Here is a 13,713-nt window from a genome sequence, read left to right as displayed (position 1 = left end):
GATCTTTAAGGTAATCGCTAATGCCCTGCAAGTCCGCTGCGGCGGCCGGCGTCCAGCGGATGCGCATGCTTCACGAGCGCAACATCTGCTCTAAGCGTGCGTCCATCTCTTCTTCCTCAATGAACTCGCCCTTGTTGGCCTGAGCGATTCCTTCCCGCACGGATGCGCGGATGCGCGCCTTTTCCTGAAGCAGGCGCAGGACGGTATCCTTCACCAATCCCTCAGCGCTCATACCGGCATGGCTGGCGATTTCAGAAAGCTCACCTTCCTGCTCGGGCGTGAAATGAACTTCCATGTCCTTCAGGGTACCTCAATCCTCCCAAACTACGCCACTTCCCGAATCTCATCGATCGGCGAAGTCGTCACCCGCCGGAAAACCGGATGCCTGAATTCCAGCCGCATCCCGCGCCCGATAAAACCGCGCTTTAGCAGCGATCCGCCCCAATTCGAGCCATCGATCGTAACCAGCACCGGATCGGGACAAAACTGCGGGTGACCCGAGATCAGAGCCTGTTCGCCATCCTGTTTGATCAACTTATAAGACCGGTTGTGAGTCTTAACTTCGATCGTCGCGCCGCAAGCCAGATCCCGCAGGAATACGCCTCCTTCGATCTCCGACCGCACGATATCGCCGTTAATCTTCTGGTTCAGGTTCTCGTGCGGGATGCGGATCTCGGCAGCGGTCATTCCGGTTCAGGCTCGTGTAAGAAAAATGGGCAATCCGATCTTATTGGTGTAAGTGGGCCGGTACCGGTTAATGTTGTACATATTTTTCACGTCGACCCTGCGCGGCCCCAATTTGGGATCCGGAATCGCCGTCACCACGTAACACCCGCCTTCGATTCCCATCATCACGCCATGCTTCTTCTGGTGAATGCAGTCTACCGCCATCCCCGCAAAAGTGGAAGCCACCATTTTGTCGACGAAGTCCGGACTGCCGCTCCGCAGATCATACGTCAAGTCGCTGACGATGGTCTCTTCGCCCGTCCGCTTCTTAATTTCATCGCTTAAATCCTCGCCGACGTTCGCCTTCTTCTTATGCCCGTAGGCGTCCGCTTCGCCGATCTCGCGCGCCTGATACCCCTCCCATTTCGCGCCTTCGGAAAGGACAATCAGCGCGTAATTGCTGGGCGACATCCGCTTGTCCGTCATCAGCAGATCGATCAGTTTCTCGAGATCGAACGCGTACTCGGGAATACAGCAGCGCATCGATGTCACGTATGCGGTGTAGAGCGCGGTATAACCCGCATCGCGCCCGAAGATACGGAATATGCCGATGCGTTCATGGGAACCGACCGTCGTCCGCTGCCGTTCCACCGCTTCGGTGGCGCGCGTGATCGCCGTCGAAAAACCGATACAGTACTCGGTGTTCCGAACGTCATTATCCATTGTTTTCGGGATGGCAATCACCGGATACCCCTGGCTATCCAGATGGGCGGCGTAGCTCAGTGTATCGTCGCCGCCGATGGCGATCAGGTAATCCAGCTTCAACCGTTCGAGGTTCGCTTCGACGCGCTTGGTCACGTCGTAAACCGTGGATGTTTCCCCAGCCTTGGTCACCTCCGACGAAGGGAAATCCGCGGCGTTCAGGAACGGGGCCACTTTCTTCATCTTCTTGGGATTGGTACGGGAACTGTGCAGAAACGTGCCGCCAAACCGGTCGATGGTGCGCGTGTTGTCGCGGTTCAGCGCGATTACATAGCGGCTGACACTCGCGGGATCGTCAAAATTGAGATGGGTGAGCGACTCCCACCCGCGGCGCAGCCCGATCACTTCCCCGTCCAGCTCGTTCGCCCGGTAAACGACTGTCTTGATGACTGAATTCAGGCCGGGAACGTCTCCGCCGCCTGTTAGTATGCCGATTCTTCTGGATGCCATGTCTCTCCAAACCCGATGATGAATTGCGAGCAGCCCGTGGCGAAACCGTCTCCCTCACGGTCTCGGCTCTGTAACACGACTGAATCTACCGAGCCGCGACGGCGACGGAGCGGTTACCGCCACAGGTAAGCGAACCACCATTCTAGGTCATGAGACCCCGTCAACGAATCTGGAAACGCCGGATAAACGGAATGAATTCCTGAGCAAGATTCGATCCGATATCGATCGCCAGAATTTCCGTGCCGCGGATGAATCCGTCGCCGATTCCTCGGGACCCGCGAGGCTGCCACGTGTTGGACAAAAGTCCCGCGCCGAACGCGCTTCCGATACGCGCATAGGCGAACGTGTCCCCGCCGGCGTCCTTACGCGCGGTGAACGACTGGCGCAGAACGCTCTTTAGACGACCCTTTGCGCTATGGTCCTTGGAAAGCATGTAGCGCGGGTCCTCATGCAGCACCGATTCAAGTCCGAACCCGATGTACTGATGAGCCATGTTCGTTCCGAAGCTGGACGCAAAGCGGTCGGCGTAACCTTCGGCGCCCTGACCCCACTGGGACGGCGAGTTCAGCGACTGCCCGATTCCGGCCCCGATCGCGTTCAAGATCAGCGGAACCGGACCGAAGACGTTCTTTGTGTCGTAAATGAATTTCTCGCGCGTGTTGTAACCGCTCAAGCTGGAGCGGTCGAACGGCGCTGGGTTCTGGGGCGCCGGCGCATCCGGGGAACTGGGAGGGGTCGGTTGTGGAGCAGTTTGAGAATCGGACTGAAGCGCGTAGATTCCGCCGCTCATGAAAGCGCGGCTGATGGGGGCTGATACTTGACCGAAAACGGGATGACTTGCAATTCCAACAGCAATGGCCAACATAGCTGAAAGTTTCACTACTCCAAGTGCTGCACGCCTAGGCCCAAACAGCCCGTGCGCTCGCATCGCAAGGCGACTCGCGTGCATCGCGTTTCTGGTGAATTTCATACTGTACATTGTCGCGGCCTCCGCGGGCGTGCTGAACGCGATCCAGGCCGGCGCGAACTCCCAACTGCGGAAGTCGATCGACCAGCCGCTGCTCGCGGGCATGACGGTCTATTTGACTGCGCTAATCGCTCTTTCGTTTGCACTGCCTTTTGCGCTGGCATTTACGCAGTTGGGCAGCTTTCAGTGGTCGAAGATGCAGACGGTTCCCTGGTGGGCCTGGTTCGGCGGCCTGCTCAGTATCGGATCCACCATGGCGGGTGTGATGCTCGCTCAAAAAACTCGGATCAACGGCATTCACCGCCCTGACCGTCACGTTCTCGCTGCTTTGCGCGGTCGTTCTCGACAACTTCGGCTGGGTCGGCTTTCAACCTCATCCCGTGAACTTCCCGCGACTCGCCGGATGCGTGCTGTTGCTCGGCGGGCCTCGTTCTGGTAACTAGATTTTGACTGGATTGAATCTTTTCGGCGTCGCGAGAAGTCACAGAGTGGGGTCAGGCGATCTCGCCGTCGTAACTGGATTCACCGCCTGGTCGTCTACACTCAATTGATACGAATTCCTTTGCATTCCTGCGCCGCACACTGGGCGACCCTTCTGCTTTTGGCCTGCGGCGTTGGTGCAAACGCACAGACGGACTCGCCGCCGCCCCAGACCCCGCCTTCGAGCCCCTCCGTACCGTCGGGTTCCGATGCCGCGGGCGTTCCAGCCGCTGAGGTTTCCGGAAAACCCGCTCCGGTTCCGGACCAACCCGTCCAGGACAAGCGGATTCTTGGCGTGCTCCCCAATTACCGCACCATTGATGGCACGATCCCGTTTGAGCGGCTCACCACAGAACAGAAATTTATTATTGCCACCAAGGATTCCTTCGACTGGCCGGGCTTCATTCTGGCAGGCGCTTTCGCAGGTCTCTACCAGCTGGATAACAGTCACCCGTCATTCGGCCAGGGCGTCGCAGGCTATGCGCACCGGTACGCGACGTCCTATGCCGACCAGGTCATCGGCAACATGCTGACCGAGGCGATCATGCCCTCATTGCTTCGCGAAGATCCCCGCTATTTCCGCAAGATTAACGGGTCGGTAAAGTCGCGCTTGTTCTATTCGCTAACCCGCGTCCTCATCGCCAAAACCGATACCGGCGCACCCACGTTCAATTTCGCCGAAGTTCTGGGCAACGGGGTCGACGGCGCGATCGGCAATTTCTACTATCCGGACGAGCGCGGCTTGGGCGATACGCTAGACCGCATGGGTACGGCGATCGCCACCGATGCCGTCTCTAACGTCCTAAAGGAATTCTGGCCCGATATCAAGCGCCGCTACTTCAAAAAACGCGTGCTCGCGGATGAGGCCAAAGCAGCGGCGCAGCAGCACTGATGGATGCTTAAATCCACCACGCCGCGGCAGCTTTATCTTTGATGATGATGTTGTCGAGGAATCGCACCGCTTTGGTCAGACCCTCTTCCGGCGACATCAGGCTGTCCTCATGTTCCACCGAGAGCACGTAATCGTAGCCGAACATCCGCAGCGTCGAGATAAACTCCGTCCACCATTCCGCCCCGTGCCCGTAACCGCATGTGCGGAAGATCCATGCCCGATGCTGTTCATCCGTGTACTTCTTGGTATCGAGCACGCCGCTCATGGGTAAATTGCGCGCGTAAATCTGCGTGTCTTTCGCGTGAACGTGGAAAATCGACTCACCCAGCAGGCGAACCGCAACGATCGGGTCGATCGACTGCCAGAACATATGGCTCGGATCGTAGTTGCAACCCACCGATTCACCCGCAATCGATCGCAGCCGCAGCATCGTCTCGGGACTATAAACGACGAACCCAGGGTGCATCTCAATCGCGATCTTCACCCCGTGATCCTTCGCGAATTGGCCATGTTCCGTCCAGAACGGCGTGACTTGCTTCTCCCATTGCCATTCGAGGATGTCCAGATATTCCGGCGGCCATGGGCACGTGACCCAGTTCGGATATTTCGCGCCTTCGCTATCGCCTGGGCACCCGGAGAAATCGATCACCACGGGCACGCCCAGCTTCTCGGCGAGTAAAACGGTCTTGCGGCTCGTCTCCTGATAGCCCTTCCGCACGTTTGCGTCGGGATGCAGCGGATTGCCATGACAGCTCAGCGCGCTGATGCTGAAGCCGTTGTCGCTCAGTTTCTGCTTGAACGTTTTCAGCTCGGCTTCGTTCTCGAGCATGGAGAGCTTGCAATGCGGATCTCCGGGATAGTTGCCGGTTCCCAGCTCAACCGTGGTCACGCCGTTCGCCTTCAGTTTCTTCAGAACATCATCCAGCGACATCTGCGCCAGTAACGCGGTAAAAACGCCAACTCGCAAGCTCGGTTCTCCTTGGTTTGTCTTAGAACGCCAATGGCTTCCGCGATCAGAATATCATCTAACCGATCCAGTCGAGCATCGCGCGCAGGGCGTTGCCGCGATGGCTGACCGTGAACTTCTCATCGGCCGGAATTTCGGCCAGCGTCTGACCGAACGGCGGATAGAAAAACAATGGATCGTATCCGAATCCACCGCTCCCGCGCGGCGCTCTGAGAATCTCGCCTTCCACCGTCCCGCGAAACGTTCGGATAAGCTTGCCCGCGTCGGCTAACGCAATCACGCACACGAACCGCGCGCGGCGATCGTTGATCGATTCCAATCGCCGCAGCAGCAGCGTGTTGTTAAGAGCGTCGGTCGCGCCCTCGCCGGCATAGCGCGCCGAGTAAACTCCCGGCTCTCCGCCAAGCGCGTCCACCTCGAGCCCCGAGTCGTCCGCGAACAGCAGGCCCGGCGCATGCCGGCTGTAATAGATTGCCTTCAGCGCGGCATTCTCCTCAAACGTGTCGCCGTCTTCAACAGGCGCGTCGATCTGCTCCATGCCCGGGAGTATTTCAACCTCCGCCCCAAGCAGACGAAACTCGCGCACTTTCCCCGGATTCGTCGTCGCGCACCAAAGCTTCATCGCCAGCAGCTCGCAGTAGTAACCGCTGTAACGTTGATTCTACTGAGCCGCGCACGTGAGTAAGCGGTACTTTTGATTACTGTCACGGGCGCCTACGGCAGCGGCGCGAGTTGCTTCTGCAGCGTCACCAGTTCCGCAATGCCGCCGCGCGCCAACTCCACCAGGCTCGCCATCTCATCGTCGCCGAACGCCTGCTGCTCCGCCGTCGCCTGCACTTCCACGAAGCGCCCGCTCCCGGTCATCACCACGTTCATATCGACATCGGCCTTCGAATCTTCCTCATAGCAAAGATCGAGCACAGCCTGGCCCTTATACAGCCCCACACTCGTCGCCGCCACATAATCGCGCAGCGGAGACCGTTTGATCGCGCCCGTCGCCATCATGCGCTTCACCGCCAGTGAGAGGGCCACGAACGCCCCGGTGATCGATGCCGTGCGCGTGCCCCCGTCCGCCTGAAGCACATCGCAATCGATGTACACCGAACGTTCCCCCAGCGCACTCAGGTCCGCAACCGCGCGCAGCGATCGCCCGATCAGCCGTTGAATCTCATGCGTCCTCCCGGAGATTCGCCCTTTCGTTGACTCGCGCGGCGTGCGCGTGGCGGTCGCTCGCGGCAGCATCGAATACTCCGCCGTGATCCATCCCTTGCCCGAGTTGCGCAGGAACGCGGGCACGCTATCCTCCACTGTGGCCGCGCACAGGACGCGCGTGTTGCCCACACGGATCAGCGCCGAACCCTCCGCTGTCGCCAGGTAATTAATATCGATATTCACCGGCCGCATCTGCGCCGGGAGCCTTCCGTCAACTCGCATATTTCATCACCAGGAAAAGTAAAAGAGAAACGGCAATAATTGCGAAAATCACGATGACCACGCAGGGCCAGCCCGCGCGCGGCTGCGGAACGTCTTGCTTCGGTCGCGGTGTTCTGTATTTAGGCATGTGCAGGTTCCCAGCGCTGGTGCCTCACAATAGAAGGCTCCATGCCGAGATGGATCGGAATCTTCCTCAGTGTACTGATATTGCTCGGCACCGCCTGCTCGCGGCGTGTGGAGCCGCCCGATTTCCCAAAATCGGTCTCTCCCGGATGGCGCTTGAACGGCGTGAATCAATCGCAACAGCCCGACTGGACCGCACACTACACCGGCCCCAGTTCGGCGCACGTCCAAGTAGGTTCCGCGCGCGTCCGAGTCTGGGCAATCAAGAGTTTCGAGGAGGGCCTCGCACGCACTCAGACCTGGCGCACGCAGCCCGACACGGTTGTGTTTTCCAGCGATCGCTACTTCGCCGCGGTGGATTGGTCGGGCGTGGATCGCGCTGAAGCAGGCGCGCTGGTGCGAGCGATCGAGCGGGCCATCGGGATCACGCCGCAACCGCGGTGACAACTCGCGCCCGACCACCATCGGGCGACGACAACCTAGACCCGGACTAGCAGGCAGGCGCACCTTGATCAGTGAAACCTCTCCGAACTCGCCTTCAGGCCGATGTTATCGCTATCCGCTGTCGTCGTATACGCCGCTGCGAAGTCAATAGTCGCTCCCTTCGACAGCGCGCGGTTCAAGTTGAACGACTTATCCTCGCCGAAGGTGCTGAAAGTATCGGAGAAAAGCGATCTAGTCCCGTTCTGCAGGATCGCAACGTCGATAGCTACGGCGTTGTGAGTATCAAGATCGATCGCGCAAAAGGAACCGATGAGCCAAAGCATATTAGCCGGGATAACTAGCGACTGTGAGTGTAGAGTATAAGGAGTCGTGTTCTTGTCTATGGAAGCGCTATTTGGATACGCAAGAGTATTCTGCCAGCAGGCGAGTCCGCACCTCCCAGCGAGGGCGCAACGCCATAGCTCCATTGCCCTGCCGGATTCGATGCAATGGAGAAGTCCTTAGCCGCATCCCACGATTGCGCGACCACTTCAAACGTTTGGCTACTAACTGCCGGTCCGGCGGGAGGAACTACTTCGATCGGACCCGTGGCAGCGGCTAGCGGAACGATCGCAGTAATAGCATTCGCCGTGTCGACCTGAAATACCGCGGTGGCTCCGCCGAACGTAACCGAGGTCGCTCCGGTAAATGAGCCGCCTTCGATCACGACGGCATGTCCGGGCGCCGCGATCGGCGGCGAAGTCCCAGTTATTGTGACCTGAGTCTGCGCCACAGCCGAGGATGAGATAGCGGCGATTGCGACAACCAAACTTCATTTCCGTCTCTTTCTGTAATGGCACCCATCATATCCCGAAGACCCGTACGGTGATCCGAAGTCTACCCGAAGATCACCCTGGGACCGCGATCAACAACTCGCTGCGCAGCCCTTCTCGTGCATGTCGAGCGCCAGTTCGAAAAATCCTATATACTTGATCCAACGCTCAGACCTCGTGAGCCTAGGAAGGCCAGCGTGTCTCAATTCTCGCCACCGTAAGACATCGATCACTGAACTGCGCGCTCAACGGGAGCCCGAATCTGGCTTCGTTCCAAAACAATGAGTCTCCGCCCGGATACTCGCACGAGCGACGCGGTCGGCGACGGCCTTCGCCAGAATGCTATGCTTCGGACGCTAGGGCCGACCTGGACTCCATGGACATTGAATTTACAACACGGATTTTCAAAGAGGGGCGCACCTTCGTAGCCCACGCTCTGGAGCTAGACGTTTCGTCATGCGGCGGCACGAAAGAGAAAGCTTTGACCAACCTCAGATCGGCGGTAGCGCTCTTCCTCGAACAGGCTGAAAAGATGGGGACGCTGGGGCAGATCCTCGAAGAAGCAGGTTATAGCAAGAACAAACACAAGATGGCTGGCCCGAAGTTTGTCAGTGTCCAGCGAGTGAGCCTCCCGCTCCCGCTGACTCATGCCGACGTTTAGACCGGTTTCTTATAAAGACTTGATCAGAGTTTTCGCAGCCGACGGCTTTCGATGCGTTCGCACCGAAGGCGATCACATGGTCTTTACTAAGCCCGGAATCACCAGACCCGTCGTGATACCCAAGTACAACTCCGTTCCGATCTTCATCATCAAGAACAACTTGAGGACCGCAGGAATGTCCCGCGAGCGCTATTTCGAGCTGCTGAACAAGTAAGCTGTCCCCGGTTGCTGCGCACGCCCGACTTATCAGTCACATAAATAGCGATTCCGCTTCTCTTCGCAACCCTCTGATTCCACATAGCGGCGCAGCTAGAAGCCTCCAACCGGCGAAATCGAACCAGTAAACTAAGTCAGCAGGAATTTGGGTCGCGGGTGAACCGCACTCAAAGCTGGCTTCGTTTCGAACATTTCGCCCCGAGCGCATTGAAAATCAACGAAAACTGCACAATCCTGCACAACCGGGCACAAATCGCGTTTCAAAACGGAACAAACCGAAACTCACGAGTGAATGCCTATATCCATGCATAAACCGCAAACTCCCACTCCGAGCCCGACCGAAAGGGAGGGTCCCGCGCGGGATAATTACACTGTGCCCAAACAAATCGGCGCGGCCAGTTCCGCGTCGATCGAGCGCTTCTTCCAATTCGCCATCCTCGGCCTGGTCGCCAGCGGCTACCTCGCCATCGCCGGCTCCGGCTATGTCGATTGGCCCACCGTAATCCTGGCCGGCATCGGCCTGATCTGGCGCGCCGCCATCATCTCCGGCGCGCGGCGCCTCCAACTACCCGAAATCGCGATCACCTCCGCCACCATCGCGTACATGGTCTTTGCGCCCATCGACTACCTGTTCCTCGAACAGACCTGGATCGCCGCCACCATCCACGTCGTCTTCTTCGTCGCGGGCATCAAAACGTTAACCGCACGCACCGCGCGCGATTATCTGTTCGTCGCAGCCGTCGCCTTCATCGAACTGCTCGCGGCAGCCATCTTCTCATCGAGCGGCACGTTCTTCCTCTGCCTCGCGGCGTATCTGCTGTGCGCAGTCGCAGCCCGCTCCACATCCGAACTCCGTCGACTCTCGCAAGACCGCTTCGTTATAGCCCGCACCGAGCAAGCCAAAAACGATCGCGGCCATCCCGTTTCGCGCGTAGCCGTCGCGTCCGCAGTGATGACGCTGGGCATCCTCGCGCTCACCGCCGGACTCTTTTTGATCCTTCCCCGAACCGCCAACGCCGCGCTCCACTTCCTCGCGTCGAGCCGCTATCACCTGACCGGTTTCACCAGCGACGTGACCCTCGGCGAAACAGGCAAGCTGCAGCAGGATTCCCGCGTCGTGATGCACGTCCGCCCCCTTGCCGTCGAAGGCTACAGCCGCGCGTCGGATCTGCCGCTCAACTTGAAGTGGCGCGGTCTGGCGCTGGAGCGCTTCGATGGCCGCCGCTGGTCGACCGACCCCGGCAGCTTCCGCCCCATGCCCGCCAACGGAGGCCTCGTGCGCGTCGCCGAAGATTGGCAGCGCAGGCGCCGCGGCAAGCGCATCCTTTACCGCGTCGAGATCCAGAACATCGATGCCGACGCGCTGTTCGTCGCCGGCGCGCCCGAGTTCGTCAACGTCGGTCAAGCGCTGCTGTCTCGGTCCACCACCGGCGCATTCCGCTTTCGTTTCGCGCCCGTGGACACGCTGCATTATGAGGTCTACAGCTTTCTCGGACCCGATGTCGGCCCCGTCGAACCTCACCGCGCGCGTCTGACTTCGGCCGAACGGCAGGCCGATCTCGCGGTACCGCGCCTCGATCCGCGTATTCCCGAACTGGCCCGCCGGATCACGTCGGGAGCCGCGACCGATCTCGAACGCGCGCGCCTGGTGGAGAAGTATCTGCGCAAGATCGACTACTCGCTCGATCTCCCGGCCGACCTCCCCGGTAACGAACCTCGCGACCCCGTCGCCAGCTTTCTGTTCGATTGGAAAAAAGGCTATTGCGAATACTTCGCGTCATCCATGGCGGTGATGTTGCGCGATCTCGGCATTCCCGCGCGTCTGGTCACCGGCTTCCAGAGCGGCATTCAAAACCCGTATTCCGGATCGGTGGTGATCCGCGCGTCCGATGCGCATACCTGGGTGGAAGCATTTCTGCCGGATGCGGGTTGGACCGTGTTCGATCCGACTCCGCCCGCCGCCAGCGCCGCTCAGCAAACCCTCTGGACGAAATTGAGCCTGTTTCTCGATGCCGCGGACACGTTCTGGCGCGATTGGGTGTTGCGCTACGATCTCGGCCAGCAGCTGACGCTGGCTTCGCGCGTGGAGGCCGAAGCGCGCCGCATCCGCCGCAGCGGCATCTCGAATCGCACCGAATGGATGGCGCAAAACCTCGCGGCTCTGGGCCGGTGGCTGAGTTCCGCGGCCGTGCCCATCGCTATCTACGTAACCGCTTTGCTGCTCGGATGGGTCGCCTGGCGCGGCACTCGCGGGTACGCGGTGAAGTCGAGGGCTATGCGGGGACGCACCGCGCCTCCTGAAGCGACCCTCTTCTATGAGCGCATGCTGCACGCCATGAAGCAGCGCGGGTATCAGAAGCCGGGCTTCTTCACGCCCCAGGAGTTCGCGTCCAGCATCCCGCAACCGGCCGGGGACGATGTGGAACGATTCACTGCTTCCTATTACGCCGTGCGCTTCGGCGGCGACGGTGCAGCCGCGCGCGATATGTCGGCAGCGCTGGAGAAACTCAGCGCTAAGTAAGTCGCGGTACCCTGAACGATTGCCGAAAGCGCCGCGTACGCTCGGACTCTTCGACGCAACCATGCTCGTCATGGGCGGCATCATTGGTTCGGGCATCTTCATCAACCCGTACGTAGTCGCCCAGCAGGTCCACACGGAAGCATTGGTCCTCGGGGTCTGGGGACTCGGCGGGTTACTCGCCATGGCCGGCGCGTTCATCTGGGCCGAACTCGCCTGCCGTTTGCCCGGCGCGGGCGGACAGTATCTATATCTGAAGGAGGCGTATCATCCGTCGGTCGCATTTCTATACGGATGGGTGCTGCTACTCGTAACTCAGACCGGCGGGATGGCGGCAGTTGCAGTAACGTTCGCCCGGTATCTGCGCGAAATCTCCGGCAGCGGCGCGAGCGATGGAACCATCGCCGCGGTTACTCTCATCGCGCTCAGCATCGTGAACTGCTTTGGAGCGCGCACCGGAAGCAATGTTCAGAGTGCGCTGATGATCTTGAAATCGGCTGCGATTGCGGCTCTGATCGTGGCCGGCTTTACTCTGGCTTCGCCCGCCCACGTCGCCGCAGTACCTGACGCGCGACCGCTCGCACTCTCGCTCGGCGCAGCCATGATCCCGGTCGCGTTCTCTTATGGCGGATGGCAGACCTCGAGTTTCATCGCCGGGGAGATGCGCAACCCGGCCCGCGACCTCTCGCGCGGCTTGATTCTTGGAGTTATCGGAGTCATCACGTTCTATCTGCTGACTAACTACGCCTATGTACATGGACTCGGTCCCGCCGGACTAGCTGCAACGCAGACGCCCGCTTCGTCGCTGATGCGCCTCGCGTGGGGCGAAACGGGCGCACGATGGGTTGCGCTAGGCATCACGATCTCCACTCTAGGCTTTCTAAGTCAGGGAATCCTGACCACGCCGCGCGTCTATAGCGCGATGGCTCAGGATGGGCTGTTCTTCAAGAGCGTGGGATGGCTCTGGCCACGCAGCGGCGCGCCTGTCGTCGCCATTCTCGTGCAAGGTGTAATGGCCACCCTTATCGCGCTGGCCGGGCGCTATGAACAGATCCTGAACTACACCATGGCAATCGATTTCGTCTCGTTCGGAGTCACTGCAGCCGGTATCTTCATGCTGCGAAGAAAGCAGCACATCACACCCGCGTATCGTGTTCCCGGCCATCCGGTGACGACGATCTTGTTCGTGATAGTCTGCGCCGTGATTGTCGCCAGCACACTCTATACGTATCCCGAGAACGGCCTGATCGGCTGGGGCATCTTGATCGCGGGTCTCCCCGTTTACTTCTTCTGGAGCCGGCGCAAGGTATGAGAAACCGCGAATCGGCCTACATGCATTGGGCGAAGCTGCATAGTAAGTCGAAGTACAACCTTGCGACCAGCGGCGTCGGATCGTTTCCCCTGTCCGAGCTGCCCTTCGACCTTCGATCGCTCGAGATCAACGGCCCAACACGATACGGTTACGAGCCGCTGCAGCGCGCCATCGCGGAGAAGAACGGCGTCGACCCCGACTATGTCGTAGCAGCGGCCGGAACATCGATGGCGAATCACCTCGCGATGGCCGCGCTGCTTGAGGATGGTGACGAGGTACTGATCGAGACGCCGACTTATGAATTGCTAGTCGCAACCGCGGGTTACTTTACCGATAATGTAAAACGCTTCGAGCGGCGCGAAGAGCACGGCTATGCCATCGATGCGTCCGAAGTAGCTCGCGTGATCACGCCGAAGACGCGACTAATTGTTGTGACTAACCTGCATAATCCATCGAGCGTGTTGGCGGACGAGGCGCAGCTTCGAGCTGTAGGAGACCTGGCGCGGCAAGTCGGTGCAAGGGTGTTGGTCGACGAAGTCTACTTAGACGCGGTCTATGACGATACACCGCAGTCGTCGATTCATTACGGACCCGAGTTCGTAGTTACCAGCAGCCTGACTAAAGTCTATGGACTAAGTGGGCTGCGCTGCGGATGGATTCTAGCCCAACCCGACTTGGCGCGCCGAATGTGGCGTCTGAACGACCTATTCGGCTCCATCCCGGCATTCCCCGCGGAGCAGCTAAGTGTAGCGGCCTTGGCTCACTTACCGGCCATCCAAGCCCGCGCCCGCCGCGTGTTGGACCGTGACCACACTCTGCTGACGGAGTTCCTCCAGCAGCAGACGCGCGTCCGCGCCGTGCAATCGCCCTGGGGCACCACCTGTTTCCCGAAGCTTCTCGATGTAGATATCAACGAGTTCCTGAATCGATTGCGTGAGGACTATGAAACCACAGTAGTCCCCGGCCGCTTCTTCGATCAACCCGACCACTTCCGCATCGGCATGGGCGT

Annotated in this window: 17 protein-coding genes and 1 pseudogene; 9 read left to right on the top strand and 9 right to left on the bottom strand. The window is 59.6% G+C overall.

Annotated features, from left to right (window positions below; genetic code table 11):
* Positions 1-70 precede the first annotated feature (70 nt).
* The 4 genes from H1Y01_RS06750 to H1Y01_RS06735 all read right to left on the bottom strand — a co-directional run bounded on the left by H1Y01_RS06750 (position 71) and on the right by H1Y01_RS06735 (position 2,743).
* On the bottom strand, positions 71-295 hold the full coding sequence (locus H1Y01_RS06750; RefSeq protein WP_180539679.1) for a hypothetical protein: 225 nt from the start codon (positions 293-295) through the stop codon (positions 71-73).
* Between the two features lie 29 nt (positions 296-324).
* A complete protein-coding gene (locus tag H1Y01_RS06745; protein WP_180539678.1) occupies positions 325-687 on the bottom strand; it encodes a hypothetical protein in 363 nt (120 codons plus the stop codon).
* 6 nt (positions 688-693) lie between these two features.
* A complete protein-coding gene (locus H1Y01_RS06740) occupies positions 694-1,878 on the bottom strand; it encodes a 6-phosphofructokinase (protein ID WP_180539677.1) in 1,185 nt (394 codons plus the stop codon).
* A gap of 160 nt (positions 1,879-2,038) precedes the next feature.
* On the bottom strand, positions 2,039-2,743 hold the full coding sequence (locus H1Y01_RS06735; RefSeq protein WP_180539676.1) for a hypothetical protein: 705 nt from the start codon (positions 2,741-2,743) through the stop codon (positions 2,039-2,041).
* On the opposite strand from H1Y01_RS06735, the pseudogene H1Y01_RS06730 reads away from it, so the two are divergent.
* The 3 genes and pseudogenes from H1Y01_RS06730 to H1Y01_RS06725 form a co-directional block, all read left to right on the top strand.
* Positions 2,733-3,113 (top strand): annotated as a pseudogene (locus H1Y01_RS06730) (DMT family transporter); the annotation flags it as partial. The gene H1Y01_RS06735 and the pseudogene H1Y01_RS06730 overlap by 11 nt on opposite strands.
* A gap of 37 nt (positions 3,114-3,150) precedes the next feature.
* The gene (locus H1Y01_RS19950) at positions 3,151-3,288 is read left to right on the top strand and encodes a DMT family transporter (RefSeq protein ID WP_367399774.1); all 138 of its coding nucleotides are present in this window, start codon (positions 3,151-3,153) and stop codon (positions 3,286-3,288) included.
* 158 nt (positions 3,289-3,446) lie between these two features.
* Positions 3,447-4,217, top strand: coding sequence for a hypothetical protein (locus H1Y01_RS06725; RefSeq protein WP_180539674.1), 771 nt, complete (start codon positions 3,447-3,449; stop codon positions 4,215-4,217).
* Between the two features lie 7 nt (positions 4,218-4,224).
* Here H1Y01_RS06725 and H1Y01_RS06720 read toward each other — a convergent pair whose 3' ends face one another.
* From H1Y01_RS06720 to rph, 3 genes are all read right to left on the bottom strand, one after another.
* A complete protein-coding gene (locus tag H1Y01_RS06720) occupies positions 4,225-5,184 on the bottom strand; it encodes a sugar phosphate isomerase/epimerase family protein (protein WP_180539673.1) in 960 nt (319 codons plus the stop codon).
* 58 nt (positions 5,185-5,242) lie between these two features.
* Positions 5,243-5,806, bottom strand: coding sequence for an RdgB/HAM1 family non-canonical purine NTP pyrophosphatase (gene rdgB, locus H1Y01_RS06715; RefSeq protein ID WP_180539672.1), 564 nt, complete (start codon positions 5,804-5,806; stop codon positions 5,243-5,245).
* A gap of 92 nt (positions 5,807-5,898) precedes the next feature.
* A complete protein-coding gene (rph, locus tag H1Y01_RS06710) occupies positions 5,899-6,618 on the bottom strand; it encodes a ribonuclease PH (protein WP_180539671.1) in 720 nt (239 codons plus the stop codon).
* Positions 6,619-6,786: 168 nt separating this feature from the next.
* Between rph and H1Y01_RS06705 the strand changes: the two genes are divergently transcribed.
* Positions 6,787-7,185 (top strand): hypothetical protein, encoded by a 399-nt coding sequence (locus H1Y01_RS06705; protein ID WP_180539670.1) that lies wholly within the window; start codon positions 6,787-6,789, stop codon positions 7,183-7,185.
* Between the two features lie 68 nt (positions 7,186-7,253).
* Here H1Y01_RS06705 and H1Y01_RS06700 read toward each other — a convergent pair whose 3' ends face one another.
* Both H1Y01_RS06700 and H1Y01_RS06695 read right to left on the bottom strand, forming a co-directional pair.
* Complete coding sequence (locus H1Y01_RS06700; protein WP_180539669.1) at positions 7,254-7,508, bottom strand: hypothetical protein; 255 nt, start codon at positions 7,506-7,508, stop codon at positions 7,254-7,256.
* Positions 7,509-7,564: 56 nt separating this feature from the next.
* A complete protein-coding gene (locus H1Y01_RS06695) occupies positions 7,565-7,993 on the bottom strand; it encodes a hypothetical protein (protein ID WP_180539668.1) in 429 nt (142 codons plus the stop codon).
* A 380-nt stretch (positions 7,994-8,373) separates the two neighbouring features.
* Here H1Y01_RS06695 and H1Y01_RS06690 point away from each other — a divergent pair, with 380 nt between their 5' ends.
* The 5 genes from H1Y01_RS06690 to H1Y01_RS06670 all read left to right on the top strand — a co-directional run.
* Positions 8,374-8,658 carry a hypothetical protein gene (locus H1Y01_RS06690; protein WP_180539667.1) on the top strand — a complete coding sequence of 95 codons (285 nt, stop codon included), beginning with the start codon at positions 8,374-8,376 and terminating at the stop codon, positions 8,656-8,658.
* A gap of 19 nt (positions 8,659-8,677) precedes the next feature.
* Positions 8,678-8,872 (top strand): type II toxin-antitoxin system HicA family toxin, encoded by a 195-nt coding sequence (locus tag H1Y01_RS06685; RefSeq protein ID WP_219341338.1) that lies wholly within the window; start codon positions 8,678-8,680, stop codon positions 8,870-8,872.
* Positions 8,873-9,247: 375 nt separating this feature from the next.
* Positions 9,248-11,395 carry a transglutaminase TgpA family protein gene (locus tag H1Y01_RS06680; protein ID WP_180539665.1) on the top strand — a complete coding sequence of 716 codons (2,148 nt, stop codon included), beginning with the start codon at positions 9,248-9,250 and terminating at the stop codon, positions 11,393-11,395.
* Between the two features lie 19 nt (positions 11,396-11,414).
* Positions 11,415-12,704: an APC family permease gene (locus H1Y01_RS06675; RefSeq protein ID WP_219341337.1), complete on the top strand. Its 1,290-nt coding sequence runs from the start codon at positions 11,415-11,417 to the stop codon at positions 12,702-12,704.
* Positions 12,701-13,713: aminotransferase class I/II-fold pyridoxal phosphate-dependent enzyme (locus H1Y01_RS06670; RefSeq protein ID WP_180539663.1), on the top strand; the 1,013-nt coding region annotated here is incomplete at its 3' end. The genes H1Y01_RS06675 and H1Y01_RS06670, both read left to right, overlap by 4 nt.

Origin of the sequence: Nevskia soli (genome assembly GCF_903970205.1) — a bacterium.
Taxonomy (GTDB): Bacteria; Acidobacteriota; Terriglobia; order Bryobacterales; family Bryobacteraceae; genus Bog-113.
Note: the sequence above shows the minus strand (reverse complement) of the source record. Positions and strands in the feature narration are given on the sequence as shown.